The sequence below is a fragment of the Leclercia sp. G3L genome (genome assembly GCF_021117075.1).
GTDB classification, from domain to species: domain Bacteria; phylum Pseudomonadota; class Gammaproteobacteria; order Enterobacterales; family Enterobacteriaceae; genus Enterobacter; species Enterobacter adecarboxylatus_C.
Window position 1 is genome coordinate 259530 of sequence record NZ_CP088265.1, and the last position, 26089, is coordinate 285618.

The window sequence follows — 26089 nt, forward strand, 5'->3', positions numbered from 1 at the left end:
AGAATCCATGTCACTTTGAGTGCCCACACAGATTGTCTGATAAATTGTTAAAGAGCAGTGCAACGCGGCTTTCGCTCACCGTTGCGAGGTGGCGTATATTACGCTTTCCTCTTTCAGAGTCAAGCGTTTATTTTTCGCTTTTCTCTTCAATCAACCCGGCTGTTTGTGTGAAGTGATTCACATCCGCCGTGTCGATGGAGGCGCATTATAGGGAGTTCTCTGGCAGTGACAAGCAGAAAACGACAATTTTATTTCAACCGCTCACCTTTTCGCCAGAATGCCTATTTTTGCTGCTTTTTGATGGTTTCCGGCAGCGCAGCCAGGCTATTAATCACCCAATCCGCTGCATTTTCTGCTTCTGGGGTGACGGGTTTACCGGTACGCACCAGAATTTTATGTCCCACACCTGCCGCGGCAGCTGCCTGCATATCTTCAAGTTTGTCGCCCACCATATATGAAGCGCTCATATCTATATGAAGAAACTCTTGTGCCGAGATGAACATGCCCGGATGCGGTTTACGGCAATCACAGGTCTGACGATACTCTTCTACGGTTCCCTGCGGATGGTGAGGACAATAATAGATACTGTCCAGGTCAACGCCACGATCGGCCAGCGACCAGTCCATCCATTCGGTTAATGTCTCAAACTGAGCTTCGGTGAATTTACCGCGCGCGATACCTGACTGGTTAGTCACCACCACCAGCGCAAAACCCATCTCTTTTAATTCACGCATGGCTTCTATTACGCCATCGATGAATTCGAATTCGTCTATCTCATGCACGTAGCCATGATCGACATTAATCGTGCCATCACGATCGAGAAAAATTGCGGGTACTGATTTTGCCACCGGTTTGCTCCTGAAAAGGGATGTCCGGCTAGTATCTCATGAATCACCGCGCAATAAAGTGCTCATCGCGCAGAGTTGGATTGATTTAGACGTCTGGATGCCTTAACATCCGTTTTGTTGACGGTCATCGCCCGTACAAGGCAGCAGAAAATGCCACGGCTAACTTACATACGATAAAAATAATCTAATGATTAAACTTTCGAATATCACCAAAGTGTTCCAGCAAGGGAACCGTACCATTCAGGCGTTGAACAACGTTAGCCTGCATGTTCCGGCTGGACAGATTTATGGCGTCATTGGCGCCTCAGGTGCAGGTAAAAGTACGCTCATCCGTTGCGTTAACTTGCTCGAGCGTCCGACCGAAGGTCAGGTTCAGGTTGATGGTCAGGAGCTGACGACCCTTTCCGAAGCGGATTTAACCAAAGCTCGCCGCCAGATTGGCATGATCTTCCAGCACTTCAACCTGCTCTCCTCGCGCACCGTATTTGGCAACGTCGCCCTGCCGCTGGAACTGGACAATACGCCTAAAGAAGAAATCAAACGTCGCGTCACCGAGCTGCTGGATCTGGTCGGCCTGAGCGATAAGCATGATATCTACCCTGCAAACTTATCCGGCGGACAAAAACAGCGTGTCGCCATTGCGCGAGCACTGGCCAGCAACCCAAAAGTGTTGCTCTGTGACGAAGCCACCAGCGCCCTGGATCCTGCAACCACTCGCTCGATACTGGAACTGTTAAAAGACATCAATCGTCGCCTGGGACTAACCATCCTCCTTATTACGCACGAGATGGACGTGGTTAAACGCATCTGCGATTGCGTGGCGGTGATCAGCCAGGGTGAGCTAATTGAGCAAGACACCGTCAGCGAAGTGTTCTCCCATCCGAAAACCCCTCTGGCGCAACAGTTTATTCAGGCCACCCTGCATCTGGACATTCCGGAAGACTATCTGGCACGTTTAAAAGCTCAGCCTGAAGCCAACAGCGTTCCGATGCTGCGAATGGAGTTTACGGGCAAGTCAGTGGATGCCCCGCTGCTGTCCGAAACCGCCCGTCGTTTCAACGTCAACAACAACATTATTAGTGCGCAGATGGATTACGCAGGTGGTGTGAAGTTCGGCATCATGCTGACCGAAATGCACGGCACGCAACAGGATACCCAGGCGGCTATCGCCTGGCTGCAAGAGCATCATGTAAAAGTAGAGGTACTGGGTTATGTCTGAGCCAATGATGTGGTTGCTGGCGCGCGGCGTATGGGAAACGCTGGCGATGACCTTCGTATCCGGCTTTTTCGGTTTTGTCATTGGTCTGCCGGTAGGCGTACTGCTGTATGTCACCCGCCCGGGTCAAATTATTGAGAACGCAAAGCTGTATCGCACGCTCTCTGCGCTGGTGAACATCTTCCGTTCGATTCCCTTCATTATTCTGCTGGTGTGGATGATTCCATTCACCCGCGTTATTGTGGGAACGTCCATCGGCCTGCAGGCGGCGATTGTTCCTCTTACCGTAGGGGCAGCGCCCTTTATTGCTCGTATGGTTGAGAACGCGCTACTGGAGATCCCGTCGGGTCTGATTGAAGCCTCACGCGCCATGGGTGCGACGCCAATGCAGATCGTACGTAAGATCTTGTTGCCAGAAGCCCTTCCGGGCTTGGTCAATGCGGCAACCATCACGCTGATCACCCTGGTGGGTTACTCTGCGATGGGCGGTGCTGTCGGTGCAGGCGGTTTGGGTCAGATCGGTTATCAGTACGGCTACATTGGCTACAATGCTACCGTCATGAATACCGTGCTGGTTCTGCTGGTTGTGCTGGTTTATCTCATTCAATTCTCTGGCGATCGCATCGTCCGGGCTGTTACGCACAAATAACGTTACACAACACAAACTCGACGAGTTAAGGATAAGAACATGGCGTTTAAATTGAAGACCTTTGCTGCGGTAGGCGCGCTGATCGGCTCTCTGGCACTGGTAGGCTGCGGCCAGGATGAAAAAGATCCAAACCACATCAAAGTGGGCGTTATCGTCGGTGCGGAACAGCAGGTTGCCGAGACGGCAGCCAAAGTGGCGAAAGAGAAGTATGGCCTCGACGTCGAGCTGGTGACCTTCAACGATTACGTTCTGCCGAACGAAGCGCTGAGCAAAGGCGATATCGATGCTAACGCCTTCCAGCACAAACCGTATCTGGATCAGCAGATCAAGGATCGCGGCTACAAGCTGGTTGCGGCAGGCAATACCTTCGTATACCCAATCGCGGGCTACTCTAAAAAGATCAAATCTTTAGAAGAGCTGCAGGACGGTTCTCAGGTTGCGGTACCGAACGACCCAACGAACCTTGGCCGTTCCCTGCTGCTGTTGCAGAAAGTGGGCCTGATTAAACTGAAAGACGGTGTAGGCCTGCTGCCAACCGTTCTGGACGTTACTGAGAACCCAAAAAACCTGAAAATTGTTGAGCTGGAAGCACCGCAGCTGCCGCGTTCTCTGGATGATGCGCAGATCGCTCTGGCGGTTATCAACACCACTTACGCCAGCCAGATCAACCTGACTCCGGCCAAAGACGGTATCTTCGTTGAAGACAAAGATTCCCCGTACGTTAACCTGATCGTGACCCGCGAAGACAACAAAGACGCGGAGAACGTGAAGAAATTCGTACAGGCTTACCAGTCTGACGAAGTTTACCAGGAAGCTAACAAAGTCTTTAACGGCGGAGCAGTTAAAGGCTGGTAATCTGACCTCTGTGTAATATCATTCATGACGGGCGTAAGCCCGTCTTGTCATTTATGCAGGCAACTGATTCAATATCTGACGATTTGATTATTCATAGAGGAAATATTATGCGTGCTTTACCGATCTGTCTTTTAGCACTGATGCTGAGCGGCTGTTCTATGCTAAGCAGATCTCCTGTTGAACCTGTTAAAAGCACAGCAACCCCGCCTAAAGTGGAGCCTGAAAAGCCAAAAGCGCCACGCCCTGCGCCAGTCAAAATCTATACCAGCGCTGAAGCCTTAGTGGGTAAACCGTTCCGCGATCTGGGTGAGGTCTCCGGCGAATCTTGCCAGGCCAGCAATCAGGACTCTCCTCCGAATATCCCGACTGCGCGTAAACGCATGCAGGTGAATGCCTCTAAAATGAAAGCCAATGCGGTTCTGCTGCACAGCTGTGAAGTGACCAGCGGCACGCCAGGCTGCTACCGCCAGGCCGTCTGCGTAGGTTCTGCCCTTAACGTCTCGGCAAAATGAGTGCATTCCAGTTCGAGCAGATAGGCGTTATCCGCTCTCCTTATAAAGAGAAGTTTGCCGTACCCCGCCAGCCAGGGCTGGTAAAAAGCGGTGGCGGTGAGCTTCACTTGATCGCTCCGTATAATCAGGCAGATGCCGTGCGCGGACTGGAAGCCTTTAGCCACCTGTGGGTACTGTTTATCTTCCATCAGACCATGGCAGGCGGCTGGCGGCCGACCGTTCGCCCGCCTCGTCTCGGCGGTAATGCAAGAATGGGGGTATTTGCCACGCGCTCTACCTTCCGCCCGAATCCTGTCGGGATGTCGCTCGTCGAGCTGAAAGGCATTCGCTGTCAGAAAGATCAGGTGATTCTCGAGCTTGGCAGTCTGGATCTGGTCGACGGCACGCCGGTGGTGGACATCAAACCCTATCTGCCCTTTGCCGAAGCGGTGCCGGATGCACGCGCCAGCTATGCCCAGCAGGCCCCTATGGCGGGTATGCCCGTTTACTTTACCGATGAGTTGGCCCCCCGGTTAGTCCAGCTGGAAAAGCGCTACCCTCGCCTGCGGGGTTTTATCGTCGAGGTGCTGGCCCAGGATCCCCGTCCGGCCTACCGAAAAGAGGAAGAAGCCGGGAAAACGTATGCCGTCCTGCTGCTGGATTTTAACGTTCGCTGGCGCGTTACGGCGGCAGGCTTTGAAGTGTTTGCCCTCGAGCCGCAGTAATTTTATTCTCTTCTCTTTTGGCATCATTGCCACACTGGTAAACTAAACCACTTTTTTTGTGTCAGGCTGCCGGTCAGCCTGTTCCAATCGTCGAAATGGAACCGTAACAACATGCGTACTAGCCAATATCTGCTCTCCACCCTGAAGGAGACACCTGCCGACGCCGAAGTTATCAGCCACCAGCTGATGCTGCGCGCCGGGATGATCCGCAAGCTGGCCTCCGGGTTGTATACCTGGTTGCCGACCGGCGTGCGCGTCCTGAAAAAAGTCGAAAATATCGTGCGTGAAGAGATGAATAACGCCGGTGCTATCGAGGTGTTAATGCCGGTAGTTCAGCCCTCTGAGCTGTGGCAGGAGAGTGGACGCTGGGAGCAGTATGGTCCGGAACTGCTGCGTATTGCCGATCGTGGCGATCGTCCGTTTGTTCTGGGTCCGACGCATGAAGAAGTCATTACCGATCTGATCCGTAATGAGCTGAGCTCTTACAAGCAGCTGCCGCTGAACTTCTTCCAGATCCAGACCAAGTTCCGTGACGAAGTGCGCCCACGCTTTGGCGTCATGCGTTCCCGTGAATTCCTGATGAAAGATGCTTACTCTTTCCATACTTCTCAGGAGTCTCTGCAAGAGACCTATGACAAGATGTATGAAGCGTACAGCAAAATCTTTTCCCGCATGGGGCTGGATTTCCGTGCTGTTCAGGCTGATACCGGCTCCATCGGCGGTAGCGCATCCCACGAGTTCCAGGTACTGGCGCAGAGCGGTGAAGACGATGTGATCTTCTCTGACTCCTCTGATTACGCTGCTAACATTGAGTTTGCAGAAGCCCTGGCGCCAAAAACGCCGCGTGCAGCTGCAACCGAAGAGATGAAACTGGTTGATACACCAAACGCGAAAACTATCGCCGAACTGGTTGAGCAGTTCAATCTGCCAATCGAAAAAACGGTAAAAACCCTGCTGGTAAAATCTACCGAAGGCAGCGCATACCCGCTGGTTGCCCTGCTGGTGCGTGGCGATCACGAGCTGAATGAAGTGAAAGCAGAGAAGCTGCCGCAGGTTGCAAGCCCATTAACGTTCGCAACGGAAGCAGAAATCCGTGCCGTCGTGAATGCCGGTCCGGGTTCTCTGGGCCCGGTCAATATGCCAATCCCTGTTGTTGTTGACCGCACGGTCGCAGCGATGAGCGATTTCTCTGCCGGTGCTAACGTTGACGGTAAACACTTCTTTGGCATCAACTGGGATCGCGATGTGGCGACACCTGAAGTGGCTGACATTCGTAACGTGGTCGCAGGCGATCCGAGCCCGGACGGCAGGGGCACCCTGATGATCAAACGGGGTATCGAAGTGGGTCACATCTTCCAGCTGGGTGATAAATACTCCCGCGCAATGAATGCTGCCGTTCAGGGCGAAGATGGTCGTAACCAGGTTCTGACCATGGGCTGCTACGGTATTGGGGTCACTCGTGTGGTTGCTGCTGCTATCGAGCAAAACTACGACGAACGCGGTATTGTCTGGCCGGACAACATTGCGCCGTTCCAGGTGGCGATCCTGCCAATGAACATGCACAAATCCTACCGCGTGCAGGAGCTGGCCGAGAAACTGTATAGCGAACTGCGTGCCCAGGGTATCGAAGTGCTGATGGACGATCGTAAAGAGCGTCCGGGCGTGATGTTTGCCGATATGGAACTGATCGGTATTCCTCATACCGTGGTCATTGGCGATCGTAACCTTGATAACGACGAGATCGAGTACAAGTATCGTCGTAACGGCGAGAAGCAGATGATTAAAACCGGTGACGTGCTTGATTACCTGGTGAAAGCCATCAAGGCATAAGCCACAAAAAACCCCGCTCCGGCGGGGTTTTTTATTTCAGCTATTTGCTGTCGCAATTCTTACCAGCTTCAAACCTGGCATCCCGGTCCGGCACCAGCGTTTTGACTCTCTCGCCACTGTCCGGATTGGCTTCCAGCGTAAAATGCCCGTCGACCGTGAGCAGTACCGGTTTGGTATCACTCCCGCGCGCCGCCGCGTAATCCCGCTCCAGTTGGGCGTTATTCGCCACGCTCACCTTTTTGCCGGTGGCACAGTCGGTGAAGATCGCTGCATCAGCCATATAGAAATACATGCCGCGCATCGCCATTGGCGTCGCCGGCAGCGCGGCGGTTACCGGCGCCAGGGTGTAATTAAACTGTGATTCTATGGGATTGCCCTGCATGTCGAGCATCTCCAGCCCTTCGCCTTTGGCACGGAAATAGCGCTTTTCGCCCGCCGTATCCGTCAGCACCAGCTTATCGGCGGTGCGAGCCCAGGTGCCGTAGCTGGCAAAGGAGGAAGGTGCCTTCGCCCCCTGGTAGTGCTGGTTCATCACCCAGGAGCCATCTTTTTCCAGAAACAGCGAGGTTTCGATACCTTCGCAATCGGCACAGGGCAAGACGCCACGCCAGCTCTGCTGCATCGGTTTTAACGCCTCTGCCTGGGTCGGTTCCAGCGCCTGCATCTCTGCGCGGTTATGGCACCCCATCAGGACGAACAGCGTGCTTGCTGCCACCACTGAAAATATCGCTGTTTTCACTCTCTATTCCTTATCGTATTCCGACTGTCGCCCGTTAATCCTGAGGGCGTCGGACTTTGCCGCGCAGCGCCTTAACGGATGATTTCTGTGATTTCGAAGCCAGACGGCGCTCTTTCGAGGCGCGGGTCGGGCGGGTGGCCCGACGGCTTTTTTGTACTACGGTTAACTCCTGGATCAGCGCCACCAGCCGGGCCAGCGCCGCCTCCCGGTTCATCTCCTGACTGCGGTACTCCTGGGCCTTGATGATAATCACCCCTTCGCTGGTGATCAGATGATGGCTGGCGGCGAGCAGGCGTTCTTTATAGTACTCTGGCAGGCTGGATGCCCGAATGTCAAAGCGCAGATGAATGGCCGTTGAGGTTTTATTCACATGCTGGCCGCCCGCGCCCTGTGCGCGGATCGCGGTGATCTCAACTTCATTATCAGGAAGGGTGACAGTTCGGGACAGGACAATCATGAGCGGGACTGCCAGGCTTCAGGATGAATTTCCAGATTATTCTCAGCATCCGATAACCAGATGGCGCCATCCTGGATCGTTGCCTGCAGGATCATGGTTCGTCCGGCAAATGCGCTCAGCGCAGCAAGCTGTTCGTCATTCAGGTACCAGACGGACAGGTTATTGAATTGCGAGCACTTGTTCTTATTCTGCTGCCACCAAATCTCCGCGGCACGGCTGTTATAGGTAAAGAGCGCCACCTCCGCAGACTGGGTACAGGCTTTCTTAATGCGGCGCTCATCCGGCAGGCCAAGCTCAATCCACAGATCGATGCCCAGATGATCGTTGAGCAGCCAGGCTTCCGGCTCGTCTTCCGCGCTTAATCCGCGGGTAAACTGCAGTCGCTCGTTGGCATACTTAATCCATGCCAGCAGGCGCAGCATCATGCGCTCCTGCGTTTCTGATGGATGACGCGCCAGCGTCAGGGTCGCATCCAGAAACTGATTGCGGTCTAAATCCGCCACATTGACCGCAGCTTTGTAAATTGTCGCTTTAAGCGCCATGAGAGAACTCCTTTCGAATCAGGTGCGCATTGTAGCGAAATCTCCGCCAAAAGGCTGTTACAGGCTCGCGAATGTCTGCGACATCAACCTGCTGATATTGCTTAAATGAGTATGGTATAGTCACCTTGCTAAACCGGGTTTATGCTCGTAGGCTTAATTGTATCTCACAGTAAAGTCAGTGCGCTGGCAGGAGGGGATGTGAATAATTATTGTGAGTTAATTCGCAAACGGTATGCGGAAATTGCCAGCGGCGATCTGGGGTACATCCCTGATGCGTTGGGCTGTGTATTGAAAGTTCTGAATGAAATGGCGTCGGATGACACGCTTTCAGAATCGGTCAGAGAAAAAGCAGCATATGCTGCTGCGAATTTACTGGTGAGCGATTATGTCAATGAATGAAACTTATCAACCCATCAATTGCGATGACTATGACAACCTCGAACTCGCCTGCCAGCATCATCTGGTCCTGACGCTGGCGTTAAAAGATGGCGAAGTCCTGAAGGCTAAAGCGAACGATCTGGTATCCCGTAAAAACGTGGAGTACCTGGTGGTCGAGGACGGCGGCGCAACGCGTGAACTCCGTCTCGATAAAATTGCCAGCTTCAGTCATCCCGAAATCGGCACCGTCGTGGTGAGCGAGTCTTGATCCTCTGTAACGGGCAGCCCGCTGTCCGTTACGCTTTCCACTCCAGCTGTACGCCCGTCTCCGCCGCGCCTTCCCGCGTCACAAACACGCCCGCAGCCGCTACCAGCGTTTCGCCGTAGAACAGCAGCGGAGTGGCATCCCGCCGCCAGGGGGCAACATTAAGTTCCTGCCAGATTTTTTTAATCTTACGTCCACCGTTTCGCCCGACGATGTGCAGCGTTCCGCTGGCGCGGAAGCGTACCGTCACCGGCTCGCCGGGCTGCGGCAGACGTAGATTACCGCCCGCCTTAATATGCAGAGCACCCAGGCCTTCCGGCAGCTGTAGGGGTTGATCCAGCGAGGGCCAGTCGATCACCCGATCGGCCAGCGGCGCGTGGCTTTTCACCCACCACAGCTGCCCCTTAAAGCGTCTGATCTCTCCCTCCCCGGAACGCAGTTGCGGTGCCGCATCCTCCCGGGCCAGCGCCACTTCGTCCCAGAGCCGGGTGAGCATGGCGCGGGACGGCATTAACGCTCCGTGCGCCGCCAGCCATCTTCGCAGCAGCGCCGCCCGACGTACCGTGCTCATCGCCTCCAGCGGCGCGATAGCCAATGCCCCCTCGTCGGAAACCAGGGACGATAGCTCGTCAGCCAGCAGCTCATCAAGCAGCTGCTCCTGCTCCGCGCACAGCGTGGCGCTGCGCGAGGTGGCTTGCGCAAAATGCGGCCAGCGTTGTGCCAGCAGGGGAACTACGCGCAGGCGCAAAAAATTGCGGTCATAGCTGTCGTCCTGGTTGCTTTCATCCTCTATCCAGCGAAGACCCCAACGCTGCGCCTCGCCAAGCAGCGATTCGCGCGTCTCGCCGAGCAAGGGACGAATCTGTTCGGTATCGGCAAAACGCGCCCGCGCGGGCATGGCCGACAGCCCTGCCGGACCACTCCCACGCTTAAGCGCCAGCAGAAAGGTTTCACACTGATCGTCCAGGTGTTGCGCCGTGACCAGCGCTTCACCCGGCAGAAGCGCCTCGCGAAAGGCGGTATAACGCGCTTTACGCGCCTGCGCTTCCAGCCCCAACCCCTCATCCGCCAGCGTCACCCGCACCACGACAAGCGGGATACCCCACGCGCGACAGAGGCTTTCGCAGTGCGCGACCCAGCTGTCTGCGTGCGGACTCAGGCCATGATGAATATGGATAGCGCGCAGTTCGAGACCGGGATCCTTTTCACGCCAGCGCATCAACTGATGCAGCAAAACCGTGGAATCCAGGCCACCGCTAAATCCCACCAGCAGACGGCGGTACGGGTGGAGGGCTTGCTGAAGCTCGGCTGTGGTCATCGTCGTTATTTATGCAGGAGGATGCCCGGCACGTTACCGGGCAATTCTTATGGAGGCAAGTGTTACTGCTGGTACAGTTCCAGCGGGAGGCCATCAGGATCGTTGAAGAATGTGAAGCGTTTCCCGGTGAAAGGGTCGATACGAATGGCTTCACACTTTACGTCATGCGATTCGAGGTGCTGCACGACCAGGTCAATATCATCCACGCTAAAGGCGAGGTGGCGTAAACCGCAGGCTTCCGGTCGGGACGGACGCGCCGGCGGGAAAGGGAATGAAAACAGCTCAATGACGTACTGGCCGTTCAGTGCCAGATCGCCCTTCCAGGAGTCGCGCTCTTCGCGGTAAAACTCACTCTGCAGGGTAAATCCCAGCGTATCGCAGTAAAACGCCTTACTGATAGCGTAGTCGGTGGCAATAATTGCAATATGGTGAACCTGCTTTAAGCCCAGCATAGTCTCTCCTTTTTAATGTGCCTGAACGTTATAACCGAACCCCCGTGCCGTGCAAGGGGTCACTGCGCTTTTAAGACCCGTACCCTGTAGATGCCGTTTTCATCCCGTTTGGCACCGTGGATGTCCGTTTCGAACCCGGGATAATGACGACCAATTGAGCAGAGCATGAGCAGGAAATCGAGCACCGCCCTGCTCTTCTCGGTGATCATCTCCCCTGGCATCAGCAGCGGCACCCCCGGCGGATAAGGCAGGATCATGTTGGCCGAGATCCGCCCGACCAGATCCTCCAGATCGACGGTTTCCACCTCCCCTTTCACCTGGCGCTGCCAGGCGTGATGCGGAGTAAGCTTCATTTCTGGCAGAACGTCAAAGGCCTGCAGCATCAGACGCGGCAGATCGTGCTGGCGGATCAGCTTATGGATCCCCTGGGCCAGATCCTGGATGCGCATGTTGCGGTAAAAGTCAGGATCCTCGGCGTAGAGATCCGGCAGCATGTTCTTGACCCGCAGATTCAGATCGTAGGCGCGCTTGAACTCCATCAGGCCGCGCAGCAATCCCATCGCCCGGGTTTTGTCGATACCTATACTGAAGAGAAACAGCAGGTTATACGGCCCGGTCTTTTCGACCACTACGCCGCGCTCATCAAGGAACTTCGCCACCAGCGCCGCCGGGATCCCCTCCTCGCTCATTACCCCCTGCTCGTCCATGCCCGGCGTGAGAATGGTGACTTTGACCGGATCGAGGAACATATGATCCGCATCGGCATCGCGAAAGCCGTGCCAGCTCTCTCCTGGCGCCACCGGCCAGCATTCGGCTTCGTCGATATCGTCCGGCTGCCAGATATCGAAGAACCAGCTGTCGGCTTCGTCTTTAAGGCGCTGGACCTCTTTGCGAAAATGCAGAGCACGCTCAACGGAACGGTTGATCAGACGCTTGCCGGGATTGCCGCGCAGCATCGCCGCCGCGGTTTCAATCGAGGCTACCAGCGGATAACTCGGCGAGGTGGTGGTGTGCATCATAAAGGCTTCGTTGAAGGTATCTTCGTCGTATTCGCCTTTAATGTGAATCAGCGAGGCCTGGGAGAATGCTGCCAGCATTTTGTGCGTCGACTGGGTTTCGAAGAACACTTTTCCCGGCACCCGCTCGCCGCTCATCCCGCTTTTTCCGGCATAGATCGGGTGGAAGTTGGTATAGGGGACCCACGCCGAATCAAAATGGATCGAAGGCACATCCAGGGTCTGTTTCACCCAGTTAGTATTGTACAGCAGACCGTCGTAGGTGGAGTTGGTGATCACCGCGTGCACCGGCCAGCTTGCCCCCGGCACGGTTGCCACTTTGTTCTCAATCGCCGCGTGGGTAAATTCCCGGCGCGGGATCCCGCCCAGAATGCCCAGCGCGTTACGGGTGGGCGACAGCCAGATCGGCACCACGTCGCTCATCATCAGCAGATGCGCCAGAGATTTGTGGCAGTTACGGTCAATCAGCAGAGTACTGCCGTCCGGCGCGGCGTACATGCCGACAATCTTGTTCGAGGTCGAGGTACCGTTGGTCACCATATAGCTCTGCTCGGCGCCAAAGGTGCGGGCGATGTACTCTTCGGCTTCAAGATGCGGGCCGGTATGATCCAGCAGAGAACCCAGCTCCGTCACCGAGATCGACACATCCGCCTTCAGCGTATTCCCACCAAAGAAATCATAGAACAGACAGCCCACCGGGCTTTTCTGGTACGCCGTACCCGCCATATGGCCCGGGGTGCAGAAGGTATATTTTCCCTCTTTCACATAGGTGAAGAGCGCCCGGGTAAACGGCGGGGTAATGGTATCGAGGTACTCACCGGTATATTGCTGAATGCGGGTGGCAATATCTTCAGCCACGCCCAGCGAATACTCAAAGAACCACAACGCCATCCGCAGATCGTGGGCGCTGACGTCCATCGTAGAGTGGGTGTTGATAAAGGCGTACAGCGGCAGGTATTCATTGAGTTGATTGATATCGCTGCACAGCTCGAGGTCGTATTCGTCCCAGTCGAAGATGACGCCGCAAATGCGCGGGTTGTGTTCGATGAACTTCAGTAGATCGGCGCTGTTCTGCGGCCAGATGAGTTGAAACCCGCGCGACCTTAACGCCTGCTCCAGCTCCTTGATGGGTTCGTCTTTATAAAAGACGCCGTGCGGCCCCATAATGGCAATGATGTTCACGGTTTACCTCCTTAAAAAACATTCACTAAGCATAGTTGAGGTAAACCGCAGGCATAAAAAAAGCCGCAACGATGTGCGGCTTTTCAGAGTATGGCCTGGCTTATGCGTAACCGTAGCTCATCAGACGCTGGTAACGACGGTTAAGCAGATCTTCTTTGCTCAGCACGTCGAGATCGGCGAGATCGGCCAGCAGCTGTGCCTTCAGAGAGGCCGCCATGACTTCTGGCTTACGGTGTGCGCCACCCAGTGGTTCCGGGATAACGGTATCGATCAGCTTCAGCTCTTTCAGGCGTGGGGCGATAATGCCCATCGCTTCTGCGGCCAGCGGCGCTTTGTCAGCGCTTTTCCACAGAATGGAGGCGCAGCCTTCCGGGGAGATAACGGAATAGGTGCTGTATTGCAGCATATTCACTTTATCGCCCACGCCAATGGCCAGCGCACCACCGGAACCACCTTCACCGATAACGGTGCAGATAACCGGCACGCTCAGGCGTGACATTTCGCGCAGGTTGCGGGCAATCGCTTCGGACTGACCGCGCTCTTCTGCACCGACGCCCGGGTAAGCACCCGGAGTGTCGATAAAGGTGATGATCGGCATGTTGAAACGCTCGGCCATCTCCATCAGACGCAGGGCTTTACGGTAACCCTCCGGCGCTGGCATCCCGAAATTGCGGCGAATTTTTTCTTTGGTTTCGCGCCCTTTCTGGTGGCCAATAATCATCACCGGACGACCGTCGAGGCGTGCGATACCGCCAACGATAGCTTTATCGTCAGCATAGGCGCGATCGCCTGCCAGTTCGTCGAATTCATCGAACGCCAGGCGGACATAATCCAGGGTGTACGGACGCTGTGGATGGCGCGCCATCTGGGCAACCTGCCATGCGCCGAGATCGGCAAAGATTTTGCGCGTCAGTTCTACGCTCTTTTCACGCAGACGATGCACTTCTTCGTCGATGTTAATATCCAGTTTTTCATCCTGACGGCCAACGGCGGTCAGAGAATCGATTTTCGCTTCCAGCTCTGCAATCGGCTGTTCGAAATCAAGGAAATTCAGACTCATAGTATTCCTGTATTAGTCAAACTCCAGTTCCACCTGCTCCGAACCAATGAGGCCACGGAGATCGTTAAGTAAACGATCACTCGGAGAGACACGCCACGACGCACCAAAGCGCAATCGTGCACGCGCATCCGCCCTCTGATAGTAGAGATGTACTGGAATGGTCCCCGAGCGGTGGGGTTCCAGAGACTGACGGAGTCGGTTTAAAAGCTGGTCATCAATTTGCCTGTCCGTCAGCGAGATAGCAAGCCCGCGAGCATATTTTTCCCGGGCTTCGTCAATGTCCATCACTTCGCGGGCGGTCATTTTAAGCCCCCCGCTGAAGTCATCAAAGCTGACCTGTCCGCTGACGATAAGTATGCGGTCTTTTTCCAGCAACTGCTGATATTTATCCAGTGCGTCGGTGAATAACATCACCTCCAGACGCCCGGAACGGTCATCCAGCGTACAGATGCCGATACGATTGCCGCGCTTGGTGACCATAACCCTCGCGGCAATGACGAGCCCCGCAGCCGTGGTAATCTTACCACGTTCTGTCGGATGCATGTCTTTCAGCCGGTAGCCTCCGACATAGCGCTCAATTTCTTTAAGATACTGGTTAATCGGATGCCCGGTCAGGTACAGGCCCAGCGTTTCACGCTCGCCGTCCAGCACCGTCTGTTCCGGCCACGGCTGACAGCTGGCATAGGATTGTTCGATCTGCTCCGGCTCTTCTGCCAGCACGCCGAACATATCCGCCTGACCAATGGCTTCGGCTTTCGAGTGCTGATCGGCAGCCTTCAGGGCATCGGCCAGCGAGTTCATCAGCGCGGCGCGATGCGGCCCAAGGCGGTCAAACGCCCCGGACATGATCAGCTTTTCCAGCACCCGGCGGTTAAGCTTTTTGATATCGGTACGGGCGCACAGGTCGAACAGCTCGCGGAAGTAACCCCCCTGGTTACGGGCTTCGATGATCGCTTCGATCGGGCCTTCACCCACGCCTTTAATGGCGCCAATACCGTAAACAATCTCCCCGTCATCGTTAACGTGGAAATGATACTGGCCGGAGTTGATGTCCGGCGGCAGAATTTTCAGCCCCATGCGCCAGCACTCATCCACCAGACCCACCACCTTCTCGGTGTTGTCCATATCGGCGGTCATTACCGCGGCCATAAATTCTGCCGGGTAGTGTGCTTTCAGCCACAGCGTCTGATAGGAGACCAGCGCGTAAGCAGCGGAGTGCGACTTGTTAAATCCGTATCCGGCAAATTTCTCTACCAGATCGAAGATTTTCATCGCCAGTTCGCCATCAACGCCGTTTTTCTTTGCCCCTTCTTCGAAGGTGCCGCGCTGCTTGGCCATCTCTTCCGGCTTTTTCTTACCCATCGCACGACGCAGCATGTCCGCGCCGCCGAGGGTGTAGCCGGAGAGCACCTGGGCTATCTGCATAACCTGTTCCTGATACAGGATGATGCCGTAGGTGGGCTCCAGTACCGGTTTCAGGCTTTCGTGCTGCCACTGCACATCAGGATAAGAGAGCTCTTCGCGACCGTGCTTACGGTCGATAAAGTTATCCACCATCCCCGACTGCAGCGGGCCCGGACGGAACAGTGCCACCAGAGCGATCATGTCCTCGAAGCAGTCAGGCTGCAGACGTTTGATCAGATCTTTCATGCCGCGGGATTCAAGCTGGAACACCGCCGTGGTTTCCGAACGCTGCAGCATGTCGAAGCTTTTCTTGTCATCCAGCGGGATCGCGGCGATATCAATCGGCTCCAGGCCCTGTTTGGCGCGGCGCGGGTTGATCATCTTCAACGCCCAGTCGATGATGGTGAGCGTACGCAAGCCGAGGAAGTCAAACTTCACCAGGCCGGCGTATTCCACGTCGTTCTTATCGAACTGGGTAACCGGGTGCGAGCCGGTTTCGTCGCAGTACAGCGGCGCAAAATCGGTAATTTTGGTCGGGGCAATAACCACCCCACCGGCGTGCTTACCGGCGTTACGGGTGACGCCTTCCAGCTTGCGCGCCATGTCGATCAGCGCTTTGACCTCTTCGTCGGCCTCGTAGATTTCCGGCAGCTGCGGTTCTGCTTCGAAGGCTTTCGCCAGGGTCATGCCCGGATCGGGCGGCACCAGCTTCGAGATGCGGTCGACAAAACCGTACGGATGGCCCAGCACGCGACCTACGTCGCGGATAACCGCTTTTGCCGCCATCGTACCGAAGGTAATAATCTGCGATACCGCATCACGACCGTACATGTCCGCCACGTGCTCGATAACCTGGTCGCGTTTCTCCATGCAGAAGTCGACGTCGAAGTCGGGCATCGAGACACGTTCCGGGTTAAGAAAACGTTCGAACAGCAGGTCAAATTCCAGCGGATCGAGATCGGTAATTTTCAGCGCATAGGCCACCAGCGATCCCGCACCCGAACCACGACCTGGCCCAACCGGTACCCCGTTGTCCTTCGACCACTGGATAAACTCCATGACGATCAGGAAGTAGCCGGGGAATCCCATCTGGTTAATAACCTGGAGTTCAATATCCAGACGCTCGTCATATTCCGGGCGCTTCTCGGCGCGAACGGCCGGGTCCGGGAAGAGGAATTCCAGACGCTCTTCCAGACCCTCTTTCGATTTCAGGACCAGGAAGTCTTCGGTGGTCATGTCGCCGGTCGGGAACTGCGGCAGGAAATACTCGCCCAGGCGGACGGTGACGTTGCAGCGTTTGGCAATCTCTACGCTGTTTTCCAGCGCTTCCGGAATATCGGAAAACAGCTCGCACATCTCCTCTTCGCTGCGCATATACTGCTGCGGCGAATAGTTGCGCGGACGTTTCGGATCGTCGAGGGTAAAGCCATCGTGGATAGCGACGCGAATTTCATGGGCATCAAAATCATCGGCGTTGATAAAGCGCACGTCGTTAGACGCCACAACCGGCAGCCCGTGCTCTTCTGCAAGGGCAACTGCGGCATGCAGATAGCTCTCTTCATCAGGACGGCCGGTACGGATCAGCTCCAGATAGAAGCGGTCCGGGAAGTATTCTTTATAAAAATCGACGCACTGTTCCACCAGCGCGCCATTGCCGCGCAGCAGGCATCGGCCAACGTCGCCCATGCGCCCGCCGGAGATCAGCAGCAGCCCCTCATTCAGTTCCGCCAGCCACGCGCGATCGATCCACGGCCCCTGCGGACCGTAGCCGCGCTGATAGGCCCGGGAGATCAGCAGCGTCAGGTTCTGATAGCCGGTGTTATTCATCGCGAGAACGGTAATCTGCGTCATCTCATCGGCGAGAAGCTCGCTCTGAACGTGAAAATCGGCACCAATCACCGGCTTCATACCGGCACCGTGCGCCGTTCCGTAGAACTTCACCAGACCGCACAGGTTGGTGAAGTCGGTGATCGCCAGCGCAGGCATGCCAAGGGCGGCCGCCTTTTTCACCAGCGGCCCGGTCTTTGCCAGCCCATCAATCATGGAATAGTCGCTGTGCACCCGCAGGTGTACGAAACGTGGTTCAGCCATTTTCAGATCCCGCGTTACTTATTGGCGTCTTGATTCAGGACATCAGTCCCAGTGCGCGTTTCACCGGTCCAAAACTGCGACGATGGTGTTCAGTTGCGCCGTGTTCAGCCAGTCTTTCCAGGTGGAAAGCGGTAGGATACCCCTTATGCTGGGCAAAGCCATACTGGGGAAAAGTGATATCGAGCGCGGCCATTTCGGCATCGCGGGTGACCTTAGCAATGATCGAGGCGGCGCTGATTTCAGCCACCCGGCTGTCGCCTTTGACGACCGCCAGTGACGGCATGGGCAGTGCCGGACAACGATTTCCGTCGATCAGCACATACTCCGGCACCAGGTTCAGCCCCGCCACCGCACGCTGCATCGCCAGCATGGTGGCATGCAGGATGTTCAGCTCGTCTATCTCATGCGGCTCCGCCCGCCCCAGACTCCAGGCCAGCGCTTTCTCTTTAATTTCATCGTACAGCGCCAGGCGGCGCTTTTCGGATAATTTCTTCGAATCATTCAGACCGATAATAGGACGAGCAGGATCGAGGATCACCGCGGCAGTGACAACGGCACCCACCAGCGGACCACGCCCCACTTCATCCACACCCGCCACCAGATGGGTGTGAGGGTAAATAAATTCCATCATTGTGCTAACTCCAGCACCGCGTCAGCCGCCTGCTCATCGGCATTACAGCGGATTTGCTGATGCAGTTCCCGGAAGGTATCGTGCATTTCATGGCTGGTTTTGCCGTCGGCCAGCAGCGGTAGCAGCGCAGCGGCTAGCGCCTGCGGCTGGCACTCATCCTGCAGCAACTCTTTCACCAGCTCGCGTCGGGCGAGCAGGTTTGGCAGGGAGACGTAATCGGTTTTCACCAGTCGTTTCGCCAGCCAGAAGGTGAAAGGCTTCATGCGATAGCCCACCACCATCGGGCATTTCGCCAGCATGCACTCCAGCGCGGCGGTCCCCGACGCCAGCAGCGCGGCATCGCTGGCGACCATCGCTTCACGGCCTTTGCCATCTAACAGATGAACATGCAGATCCGGAGCGACCTCCGCCTTAATACGTTCGAACTGCTCCCGGCGTTTGGCGTTCACCAGCGGCACGACCACTTCGAGGTCAGGGTAGGTCTGACGCAGGATCTGCGCCGTTTTCAGGAAATCTGCGCTGAGCATTTCCACTTCTGCACCACGGCTCCCCGGCAACAGGGCCAGGCAGTGAACGTGGTGGGGAATGCCGAGTACGTCGCGTGCCGCATTTTTATCGGGATCCAGCGGCATGGCATCGGCCATGGTGTGACCGATAAAGCGGCACGGCACGTTGAATTTATCGTAAAACGCTTTTTCGAAAGGCAGGAAAGCCAGAACGAGATTCGTCGATCTGCCTATTTTGAAAACACGTTTCTGTCGCCACGCCCAGACGGACGGACTGACGTAATGGATGGTTTTAATCCCCTGCTTTTTCAGATTACCTTCGAGGGTAATGTTGAAGTCAGGCGCATCAATGCCGACGAACACATCGGGCTTCAGTTCGATAAAACGGCGCGTCAGATCGGCGCGGATGTGCAGCAAACGACGCAGGCGACCCAGCACCTCAACGATGCCCATCACCGCCAGCTCTTCCATCTCATACCAGGCTTCACACCCTTCAGCCTGCATCAATGGACCGGCAACGCCGACAAAGCGCGCGTTGGGAACGCGCGCTTTGAGCGCTCGAATAAGACCTGCACCAAGAATATCGCCGGAGGTTTCTCCGGCGACAAGGGCGATCGTCAGCGGGCGACTATCAACCATTAACGAATCAGACCGCGAGTTGAGCGTGCGAAGAATTCCACGAACGCGTTCACCTCAGGATGCTGTTTCGCCAGTTCAGCGATTTCCGGCTTCGCCTCTTCCAGCGTTTTACCGTTACGGTACAGCTGTTTGTAGGCGTTACGGATAGCCATAATCGCTTCACGGCTGAAGCCGCGGCGCTTAAGGCCCTCGATGTTGACGCCAAACGGCGTCGCATGGTTACCCTGCGCAATCACATACGGCGGGACGTCCTGCGCCACGCCGGAGCAGCCGCCAACCATCACGTGCGCACCAATGATGCAGAACTGATGGACCGCGGTCATGCCGCCAATGATGGCATGATCGTCTACTGATACGTGTCCCGCCAGCGTTGCGTTGTTGGCGAGAATACAGCGATTACCGACGGTGCAGTCATGCGCGATATGCGCGTTGACCATAAACAGGTTATCGCTGCCCACCTTCGTCAATCCACCGCCCTGTACTGTGCCACGATGAATGGTGACGCTTTCGCGAATGCGGTTACGATCGCCAACTTCGACACGGGTCGGTTCACCAGCATATTTCAGATCCTGGTTCGCTTCGCCGATGGTGGCGAACTGATAGATCTCGTTGTCGCGGCCAATGGTCGTATGACCATTCACAACGACGTGAGATTTCAGTACGGTACCCTCACCAATTACGACATGGGGTCCAACAATACAAAACGGGCCGATGTGGGCGTTAGCACCGATAACGGCACCCTCTTCCACAATGGCGGTTGGATGAATAAAGGCGGTTTTATCAATCACGTATCAGGCCTCCCGGCTACGCGCACACATCATGGTAGCTTCGCAAACAACCTTGCCGTCAACCAGAGCTACGCCTTTAAAGCGAGTCAGGCCACGACGCGTTTTTTCAAAAGTCACTTCCATGATCATCTGATCACCAGGCACAACCGGGCGCTTAAAGCGCGCTTCGTCGATACCTGCGAAGTAATACAGCTCACCCGGCTCCAGTTTACCGACGCTTTTAAACGCCAGAATACCAGTCGCCTGAGCCATCGCTTCCAGGATCAATACGCCCGGGAAGATAGGCTTCCCAGGGAAGTGCCCCTGGAAGAATGGCTCGTTTACAGAAACATTTTTCACTGCGCGCAGAAAACGACCTTCTTCAAAATCCAGCACACGGTCTACCAGCAAAAACGGGTAGCGGTGCGGCAGAAGTTCTAAAATCTCTTCAATATGCAGAGTATGAGTGTCAGTAGTCAAAATACTCTTCCTGTCAAAATATCTGAATGGCAATAATAACACGGCCTGCCGGTTTATAAGAAAGCCGACAGGCCGGGAAGTGTGCGTTAAACGGGTGAACGCTTAGTCTTGTTGATCGATTTTGCGCTCAATAGCCTTGAGGCGCTTGCTCATATCATCAATATTCATCACCAGGGCTGCAGTTTTACGCCACGCCTTGTTAGGCTGCAACGGTATGCCTGAGGAGTAGACGCCCGGTTCAGTGATAGGACGCATAACCATGCCCATCCCTGTGACCGTGACTTTATCGCATATTTCCATATGCCCGTTAATGACGCTGGCACCGCCAATCATACAGTAACGGCCAATCTTCAGGCTGCCTGCCATAATAACGCCGCCGGCAACCGCAGTATTGTCGCCAATCACAACGTTATGTGCAATCTGGCACTGGTTATCGATGATAACACCATTACCGATAATCGTGTCATCAAGCGCACCACGGTCGATGGTCGTGCATGCGCCGATTTCGACGCGATCGCCGATGATCACCCGGCCCAGCTGCGGGATCTTCACCCAGTTACCACGATCGTTGGCATAACCGAAACCATCCGCGCCAATAACGGTGCTGGACTGGATCAGGCAATGTTCACCGATTTCGATCTCATGGTAAATGGAGACGTTGGCCCACAGGCGAGAGCCTGCACCAATTTTTGTTTTTTTACCCACGAAGCAACCGGCGCCAATCACCACGTTATCGCCCAGCACGACGTCTGATTCGATAACCGCATTGGCACCAATTGATACGTTGTTACCCAGCTGCGCCGTCGGATCAATCACCGCACTGGGTGCGATGTTCTGTGCCGGCTGCGGCGTGGTATCGAGAATTTGTGCCATACGGGCATACGTCAGGTAGGGGTTCTTCACTACCAACGCTGCACCTGCGGCAAACGGCAAATCGTCCTGCGTCAGTACGACAGCAGACGCCTGGCAAAGCGCCAGATGTTCACGGTACTTTGGGCTTACCATGAAGGTGATAGTGCCTGCTTTAGCAGACTGCATGGACGCAACAGCGGTGATGACGATATCGCCATCACCGTGTAATTCTGCATCCAACTGCTGAGCTAAATCAGCGAGTCGAATTGAAGGCATTACTTATTTAACCTGTTTCAGGACATCAGCGGTGATGTCTTTAACATCGCTGCTGTTGAATGCAACAGCGTTGCCATCAACAACCAGGTCGATATTCTGATCGGCGGCAACAGCTTTCACAGCGGACTGGATACGGGTAACCAGCTTGCCACGTTCTTCGTTAGAACGACGTTGACGATCCTGTTCAAAAGCTTGCGCTTTCTGAGAGAAAGTCTGACGCTGAGCCATTACGTCTTTTTCCAGTTTGCTACGCTCGCTCGCTTTCATGGTAGAACCATCGCGCTGCAGACGCTGCATTTTGGATTGCAGATCCTTTTCCATACCCTGCAGTTCGCTTGCACGGCCTTTGAACTCGTTTTCCAGCGCGGCAGAAACACCTGTTTTCTGCGCAACCTGCTGGAACAAGTTACCCATATTGACGATTGCAATTTTGTCTGCTGCCTGAGCAGAAGTTGCCATCGCTAAACCGAGACCTGCAGCTAATAACCACTTTTTCACAATTAACTCCTTACCATCCCATTGGTACCCGAAGGTACCGTTCTTTGCGTGGCAAGGCGATCCTGCGATCGCCAGTTGTCAGCGCTACACTGCCAACGCATTCCTTTGCAACGGACAATTACCAGGTTTTACCAATGTTAAACTGGAACTGCTCCGCTTTGTCTCCCTCGTATTTCTTAAACGGCTGGGCGTAAGAGAAGACCAACGGCCCCAGCGGTGACATCCATTGTAGTGCGAGACCCGCAGACATACGAATATTGCTCGGATCGCTGTAGTCCGGAATACCTGCTAACCTGGTCGCACTGGTATTTTCCCAGTTAGTATCCCATACGGTACCCGCATCCAGGAAGAAGGAGGTACGTACGGAATTGGCATACTTATCGCTGATAAACGGCGTAGGGGTAATGAACTCCAGGCTGGCGACTCCCATGGCGTTACCACCGACCGCATCATCAGAGCTACACACTTCGCTCGATGAGGTTTTAGCGCAGTTATCTTCGTCGTTACCGCCGTAATATGCCGCTTTCGGACCAATGTTATTGGACTGGAAGCCACGTACGGTGCTTGAGCCGCCCGCGTAGAAGTTTTCATAGAACGGCAATTCTTTGCCACCTAAACCGTCGCCGTAACCCCAGCGCGTACGACCCAGAACCACCCATTTATGATCTTCGTCGATCGGGAAGTAGGACGCGGTATCGAGGGTAACTTTGTAGAACTCATTATCAGAGCCCGGGACCGTAACTTTACCGTTCAGGTTGACGCGCGAACCTTCGGTCGGGAAGAAACCACGGTCGAGGCGGTTGTACGTCCAGCCATAGTTGAAGGTGAAGTCATCTGCGGCAAACCCGTTGTCATCATTCGAGGTGCTTGCAGACTGTCCGATAGAGTCCAGATAACGCCACATTGCCACCTGCGGCTGCATGTTGGACAGGTCGTTATGCACATAACCTAAGCCAGCACGCAGGGTGTTGTATTCGTTAACTGGGAAGCCGAGCGTACCATCAACGCCGTAGCTTTTGTTGGTATACGAAGACAGGTCCGCATCATCCGCTTTAAAGTCGTTATAGAAAATACGACCACCCAGACTCACACCATCAACGGTGAAGTAAGGGTTAGTAACGGAGAGCTCAGAGTAAGTCTGGTAGTCGTTCTTGGTACCGTTGATACCCACGGAATAGCCGGTACCTAACCAGTTATCCTGCTGTACGCCCACCTGGAAGCTGACGCCACTTTCGGTACCGTAACCGACACCAAAGTTAAAGCTACCGGTATTACGCTCTTTGACCTTGTAAACGACGTCTACCTGGTCCGGTTTACCCGGCACGCGCTGAGTGTCGGTATCGACGGTTTCGAAATAGCCCAGACGGTTCAGACGCTCTTTACCCTGATCGACCAGATCGCTACCCAGCCACGCCCCTTCCATCTGGCGCATTTCACGGCGCAGAACGGCATCCTTCGAGGTGTCGTTACCTTCAAAACGGATCTTACGCACGTAGAAACGGTTACCCGCATCGACGTTAACGTGGAGCTTAACGGTTTTATCCGTATCGTTGATTTCAGGCTGAGTCTGTACGCGTGGGTAAGCGTAACCATAACGGCCGAGCAGCTTTTTAATGCCGTCTTCCATTTTGGTCACTTTCGAGCCACTATACAGTTCACCCGGCTGCAGTTTGGTCAGGCTTTCGATCTCGGCAGAGTGTCCCGCCAGATTACCACTCACTTCCACACCAGAAAGCTTGTACTGATCGCCTTCGGTAATGTTAACGGTGATGTAGATACCTTTCTTGTCCGGCGTCAGGCTAACCTGAGTCGAATCGATGTTAAAGCGCGCATAGCCGCGATCCAGATAGTAGCTGCGCAGGGTTTCGAGATCGCCCGCCAGTTTCTGTTTCTGGTATTTACGGTCGCCCACCACGTTCCACCACGGCACTTCGTCACGCAGCTGGAAGGTAGAGATCAGCTCATCGGTGCTGAACGCATGGTTACCAACGATGTTGATCTGCTGGATTTTCGCGGAAACACCTTCCTGGAACACCAGCTTCAGATCGACGCGGTTACGTGGCAGCGGAGTAACAACCGCTTTGACGCTCGCGCTGTATTTACCGACGCTGTAGTAGAAATCTTCCAGCCCTTTCTCAATATCAGAGAGGGTGGTGCGATCCAGAGATTCGCCGACACGCACGCCAGAGGCCTCAAGGTTTTGCTTGAGCATGTCGTCTTTCACCGACTTGTTGCCGGAGAAGGTGATGCTGGCAATCGTTGGACGCTCTTTTACCTGAACCAGCAGCGTGTCACCATCGCGCAGAACGCGAACGTCCTCGAAGTTGCCGGTGGCAAACAGAGCGCGGATGGTATTACTAATGTCTTCATCATTAACCGTGTCGCCTGGGCGCACTGGCATACTGAGGAGGGCCGCACCAACGGCGACACGCTGAAGGCCTTCGAAATGAATATCTTTCACTACGAACCCGTCAGCACCGTATACGGTCGCGCTGCTAAACAGCAGCGACGCTATGAGCAACTTTTTCATCGCCATCGTTATTATGCGTTCTTCCTAACACTCTCTTACAACCGAGAGAAATCATTGAAAAGTGCAAGCCCCATTAACAGCACCAGTAAAATCGAACCAATGCGATAACTAAAGTCTTGAACTCGCTCGGATACCGGCCCGCCTTTTAGCTTCTCGATCGCTAAAAACAGCAGATGCCCCCCATCTAAAACAGGCAGTGGGAACAGGTTGATTATCCCGAGGTTCACGCTAATGAGCGCAAGAAACATGAGATAGTAAATCACCCCGAACTCTGCTGACATCCCAGCCCCCTGAGCGATCGAAATCGGCCCACTGAGGTTGTTCAGTTTTACGTCACCGGTAATCAATTTCCCCAGCATTTGCACGGTCAGCTTCATCAGTTGCCATGTTTTATCCGTGGCTTCAAGAATGGCGCTGAACGGCCCATACTGGCGTATTGTCTTGTACTCATCGGGCAGCGGGATCACTTTCGGCACCACGCCTGCAAACCCTTCCGCCTTTCCACCGCCCGGTTTGGTATCCGGGATGAGCGTTAAGGAGAGTGGGCTCCCCTGCCTTTCTATCTCCAGCGCCAGCGGCGTACCTGGATTATCACGCACCAGAGTAACAAAGGTCATCCACTGCGTTAAAGGTTGACCATCGACTTTAACGATCCTGTCGCCTGCTTGCAAACCTGCTTTACGCGCTGCGGAATCGGACTGGACTTCTGCCAGCACCGGTTCAATCTGCGCGCCGCGTGGACGAATGCCTAACGCCGCAACGGGATCTTCTTTATCTGGCTCAAAGGTCCAGTTGCGTAAATTCAGGATTTTATCCTGACGCGTGCTGGATCCGAAAGGTGACACGCTGACGGTAGTTTGTTCGTCGCCAATTTTGGCAACCAGCTGTAACCGCACGGCATCCCAATCAGGGGTTTCGATGCCATCAATCGCTTTAAGTTCCATGCCCGGATTAATTTGCGCGCTTGCCGCGATGGAGTTGGGTGTAATTTCACCAACAACCGGACGAACGCCAGGGACACCGATGATAAACACCAGCCAGTAAGCAAAGATGGCGAAGATGAAGTTTGCCACCGGACCGGCAGCAATGATTGCGGCGCGCTGGCCGACGGTTTTGTTGTTGAACGCGTAGTGGCGCACTTCAGGCGCCACTGGCTCCACGCGTTCATCCAACATTTTGACGTAGCCGCCGAGTGGGATAAGGGCAATAACAAATTCTGTGCCGTGGCGATCGTTTCGACGCCAGAGCGCCTTACCAAAGCCAATTGAAAAGCGCTCTACCCGCACGCCACAGCGCCGAGCAACCCAGAAATGGCCAAATTCATGCACCGTGATAAGTACACCCAGTGCAACAATGAATGCCGCCAGATTCCAGAGAATGCTAAGCATAAAA

The 26089-nt window shown here is 54.9% G+C and carries 25 protein-coding genes; 8 read left to right on the top strand and 17 right to left on the bottom strand.

Annotated features, from left to right (window positions below):
- Positions 1-281 precede the first annotated feature (281 nt).
- Positions 282-848, bottom strand: a complete 567-nt coding sequence (gene gmhB / locus LRS40_RS02700; protein ID WP_231313030.1) for a D-glycero-beta-D-manno-heptose 1,7-bisphosphate 7-phosphatase — start codon at positions 846-848, stop codon at positions 282-284.
- 187 nt (positions 849-1035) lie between these two features.
- Between gmhB and metN the strand changes: the two genes are divergently transcribed.
- The 6 genes from metN to proS all read left to right on the top strand — a co-directional run bounded on the left by metN (position 1036) and on the right by proS (position 6614).
- The gene (gene metN / locus LRS40_RS02705) at positions 1036-2067 is read left to right on the top strand and encodes a methionine ABC transporter ATP-binding protein MetN (RefSeq protein WP_142488318.1); all 1032 of its coding nucleotides are present in this window, start codon (positions 1036-1038) and stop codon (positions 2065-2067) included.
- Complete coding sequence (locus tag LRS40_RS02710; RefSeq protein ID WP_142488317.1) at positions 2060-2713, top strand: methionine ABC transporter permease MetI; 654 nt, start codon at positions 2060-2062, stop codon at positions 2711-2713. The genes metN and LRS40_RS02710 overlap by 8 nt, the downstream gene beginning before the upstream one ends.
- A gap of 39 nt (positions 2714-2752) precedes the next feature.
- Positions 2753-3568 carry a methionine ABC transporter substrate-binding lipoprotein MetQ gene (gene metQ / locus LRS40_RS02715; protein ID WP_142488316.1) on the top strand — a complete coding sequence of 272 codons (816 nt, stop codon included), beginning with the start codon at positions 2753-2755 and terminating at the stop codon, positions 3566-3568.
- Between the two features lie 107 nt (positions 3569-3675).
- The gene (rcsF, locus tag LRS40_RS02720) at positions 3676-4080 is read left to right on the top strand and encodes an Rcs stress response system protein RcsF (protein WP_142488315.1); all 405 of its coding nucleotides are present in this window, start codon (positions 3676-3678) and stop codon (positions 4078-4080) included.
- Positions 4077-4784 carry a tRNA (N6-threonylcarbamoyladenosine(37)-N6)-methyltransferase TrmO gene (gene tsaA, locus LRS40_RS02725; RefSeq protein WP_231313031.1) on the top strand — a complete coding sequence of 236 codons (708 nt, stop codon included), beginning with the start codon at positions 4077-4079 and terminating at the stop codon, positions 4782-4784. The genes rcsF and tsaA overlap by 4 nt, the downstream gene beginning before the upstream one ends.
- Before the next feature lie 111 nt (positions 4785-4895).
- A complete protein-coding gene (gene proS, locus LRS40_RS02730) occupies positions 4896-6614 on the top strand; it encodes a proline--tRNA ligase (protein WP_231313032.1) in 1719 nt (572 codons plus the stop codon).
- 40 nt (positions 6615-6654) lie between these two features.
- Here proS and nlpE read toward each other — a convergent pair whose 3' ends face one another.
- From nlpE to LRS40_RS02745, 3 genes are read right to left on the bottom strand one after another with little or no spacing between them, the layout of a single operon-like run.
- Positions 6655-7353 carry an envelope stress response activation lipoprotein NlpE gene (gene nlpE / locus LRS40_RS02735; RefSeq protein ID WP_142488312.1) on the bottom strand — a complete coding sequence of 233 codons (699 nt, stop codon included), beginning with the start codon at positions 7351-7353 and terminating at the stop codon, positions 6655-6657.
- A 34-nt stretch (positions 7354-7387) separates the two neighbouring features.
- Positions 7388-7810 carry an alternative ribosome rescue aminoacyl-tRNA hydrolase ArfB gene (arfB, locus tag LRS40_RS02740; RefSeq protein WP_106994315.1) on the bottom strand — a complete coding sequence of 141 codons (423 nt, stop codon included), beginning with the start codon at positions 7808-7810 and terminating at the stop codon, positions 7388-7390.
- Positions 7807-8352 carry a YaeQ family protein gene (locus tag LRS40_RS02745; protein ID WP_142488311.1) on the bottom strand — a complete coding sequence of 182 codons (546 nt, stop codon included), beginning with the start codon at positions 8350-8352 and terminating at the stop codon, positions 7807-7809. The genes arfB and LRS40_RS02745 overlap by 4 nt, the downstream gene beginning before the upstream one ends.
- A gap of 198 nt (positions 8353-8550) precedes the next feature.
- Between LRS40_RS02745 and LRS40_RS02750 the strand changes: the two genes are divergently transcribed.
- Together LRS40_RS02750 and rof are read left to right on the top strand one after the other, a co-directional pair.
- Complete coding sequence (locus tag LRS40_RS02750) at positions 8551-8751, top strand: YaeP family protein (RefSeq protein WP_142488310.1); 201 nt, start codon at positions 8551-8553, stop codon at positions 8749-8751.
- The gene (gene rof / locus LRS40_RS02755; RefSeq protein ID WP_059308693.1) at positions 8738-8998 is read left to right on the top strand and encodes a Rho-binding antiterminator; all 261 of its coding nucleotides are present in this window, start codon (positions 8738-8740) and stop codon (positions 8996-8998) included. Before LRS40_RS02750 ends, rof begins: the two co-directional genes overlap by 14 nt.
- Positions 8999-9026: 28 nt before the next feature.
- Here rof and tilS read toward each other — a convergent pair whose 3' ends face one another.
- From tilS to rseP, 13 genes are all read right to left on the bottom strand, one after another.
- On the bottom strand, positions 9027-10313 hold the full coding sequence (gene tilS, locus LRS40_RS02760; protein WP_231313033.1) for a tRNA lysidine(34) synthetase TilS: 1287 nt from the start codon (positions 10311-10313) through the stop codon (positions 9027-9029).
- A gap of 62 nt (positions 10314-10375) precedes the next feature.
- Positions 10376-10765: a VOC family protein gene (locus LRS40_RS02765; protein ID WP_231313034.1), complete on the bottom strand. Its 390-nt coding sequence runs from the start codon at positions 10763-10765 to the stop codon at positions 10376-10378.
- Between the two features lie 59 nt (positions 10766-10824).
- Positions 10825-12963, bottom strand: a complete 2139-nt coding sequence (locus tag LRS40_RS02770) for a lysine decarboxylase LdcC (protein ID WP_156262950.1) — start codon at positions 12961-12963, stop codon at positions 10825-10827.
- A 100-nt stretch (positions 12964-13063) separates the two neighbouring features.
- Complete coding sequence (gene accA, locus LRS40_RS02775; RefSeq protein WP_106994311.1) at positions 13064-14023, bottom strand: acetyl-CoA carboxylase carboxyl transferase subunit alpha; 960 nt, start codon at positions 14021-14023, stop codon at positions 13064-13066.
- Positions 14024-14035: 12 nt separating this feature from the next.
- The gene (gene dnaE, locus LRS40_RS02780; RefSeq protein WP_156262949.1) at positions 14036-17518 is read right to left on the bottom strand and encodes a DNA polymerase III subunit alpha; all 3483 of its coding nucleotides are present in this window, start codon (positions 17516-17518) and stop codon (positions 14036-14038) included.
- Positions 17519-17552: 34 nt separating this feature from the next.
- Positions 17553-18149, bottom strand: coding sequence for a ribonuclease HII (gene rnhB / locus LRS40_RS02785; RefSeq protein WP_231313035.1), 597 nt, complete (start codon positions 18147-18149; stop codon positions 17553-17555).
- The gene (lpxB, locus tag LRS40_RS02790) at positions 18146-19294 is read right to left on the bottom strand and encodes a lipid-A-disaccharide synthase (protein WP_231313036.1); all 1149 of its coding nucleotides are present in this window, start codon (positions 19292-19294) and stop codon (positions 18146-18148) included. The genes rnhB and lpxB overlap by 4 nt, the downstream gene beginning before the upstream one ends.
- Positions 19294-20082, bottom strand: coding sequence for an acyl-ACP--UDP-N-acetylglucosamine O-acyltransferase (gene lpxA / locus LRS40_RS02795; protein ID WP_142488303.1), 789 nt, complete (start codon positions 20080-20082; stop codon positions 19294-19296). The genes lpxB and lpxA overlap by 1 nt, the downstream gene beginning before the upstream one ends.
- A gap of 3 nt (positions 20083-20085) precedes the next feature.
- Positions 20086-20541, bottom strand: a complete 456-nt coding sequence (gene fabZ, locus LRS40_RS02800) for a 3-hydroxyacyl-ACP dehydratase FabZ (protein ID WP_007373234.1) — start codon at positions 20539-20541, stop codon at positions 20086-20088.
- Positions 20542-20643: 102 nt separating this feature from the next.
- Positions 20644-21669, bottom strand: a complete 1026-nt coding sequence (gene lpxD, locus LRS40_RS02805) for a UDP-3-O-(3-hydroxymyristoyl)glucosamine N-acyltransferase (RefSeq protein WP_156262946.1) — start codon at positions 21667-21669, stop codon at positions 20644-20646.
- A gap of 3 nt (positions 21670-21672) precedes the next feature.
- Positions 21673-22167 (bottom strand): molecular chaperone Skp, encoded by a 495-nt coding sequence (skp, locus tag LRS40_RS02810; protein WP_231313037.1) that lies wholly within the window; start codon positions 22165-22167, stop codon positions 21673-21675.
- A gap of 118 nt (positions 22168-22285) precedes the next feature.
- Positions 22286-24703, bottom strand: a complete 2418-nt coding sequence (gene bamA / locus LRS40_RS02815; protein WP_231313038.1) for an outer membrane protein assembly factor BamA — start codon at positions 24701-24703, stop codon at positions 22286-22288.
- Between the two features lie 29 nt (positions 24704-24732).
- Positions 24733-26085 (bottom strand): sigma E protease regulator RseP, encoded by a 1353-nt coding sequence (gene rseP / locus LRS40_RS02820; protein ID WP_156262944.1) that lies wholly within the window; start codon positions 26083-26085, stop codon positions 24733-24735.
- Between the last annotated feature and the right edge of the window lie 4 nt (positions 26086-26089).

Coding starts and splice junctions, on each gene's coding strand:
- metN (WP_142488318.1), top strand. CDS start 1,036: ATGATTAAACTTTCGAATATCACCAAAGTGTTCCAGCAAGGGAACCGT.
- LRS40_RS02710 (WP_142488317.1), top strand. CDS start 2,060: ATGTCTGAGCCAATGATGTGGTTGCTGGCGCGCGGCGTATGGGAAACG.
- metQ (WP_142488316.1), top strand. CDS start 2,753: ATGGCGTTTAAATTGAAGACCTTTGCTGCGGTAGGCGCGCTGATCGGC.
- rcsF (WP_142488315.1), top strand. CDS start 3,676: ATGCGTGCTTTACCGATCTGTCTTTTAGCACTGATGCTGAGCGGCTGT.
- tsaA (WP_231313031.1), top strand. CDS start 4,077: ATGAGTGCATTCCAGTTCGAGCAGATAGGCGTTATCCGCTCTCCTTAT.
- proS (WP_231313032.1), top strand. CDS start 4,896: ATGCGTACTAGCCAATATCTGCTCTCCACCCTGAAGGAGACACCTGCC.
- arfB (WP_106994315.1), bottom strand. CDS start 7,810: ATGATTGTCCTGTCCCGAACTGTCACCCTTCCTGATAATGAAGTTGAG.
- LRS40_RS02745 (WP_142488311.1), bottom strand. CDS start 8,352: ATGGCGCTTAAAGCGACAATTTACAAAGCTGCGGTCAATGTGGCGGAT.
- rof (WP_059308693.1), top strand. CDS start 8,738: ATGTCAATGAATGAAACTTATCAACCCATCAATTGCGATGACTATGAC.
- tilS (WP_231313033.1), bottom strand. CDS start 10,313: ATGACCACAGCCGAGCTTCAGCAAGCCCTCCACCCGTACCGCCGTCTG.
- LRS40_RS02765 (WP_231313034.1), bottom strand. CDS start 10,765: ATGCTGGGCTTAAAGCAGGTTCACCATATTGCAATTATTGCCACCGAC.
- accA (WP_106994311.1), bottom strand. CDS start 14,023: ATGAGTCTGAATTTCCTTGATTTCGAACAGCCGATTGCAGAGCTGGAA.
- dnaE (WP_156262949.1), bottom strand. CDS start 17,518: ATGGCTGAACCACGTTTCGTACACCTGCGGGTGCACAGCGACTATTCC.
- rnhB (WP_231313035.1), bottom strand. CDS start 18,149: ATGATGGAATTTATTTACCCTCACACCCATCTGGTGGCGGGTGTGGAT.
- lpxB (WP_231313036.1), bottom strand. CDS start 19,294: ATGGTTGATAGTCGCCCGCTGACGATCGCCCTTGTCGCCGGAGAAACC.
- lpxD (WP_156262946.1), bottom strand. CDS start 21,669: ATGCCTTCAATTCGACTCGCTGATTTAGCTCAGCAGTTGGATGCAGAA.
- bamA (WP_231313038.1), bottom strand. CDS start 24,703: ATGGCGATGAAAAAGTTGCTCATAGCGTCGCTGCTGTTTAGCAGCGCG.
- rseP (WP_156262944.1), bottom strand. CDS start 26,085: ATGCTTAGCATTCTCTGGAATCTGGCGGCATTCATTGTTGCACTGGGT.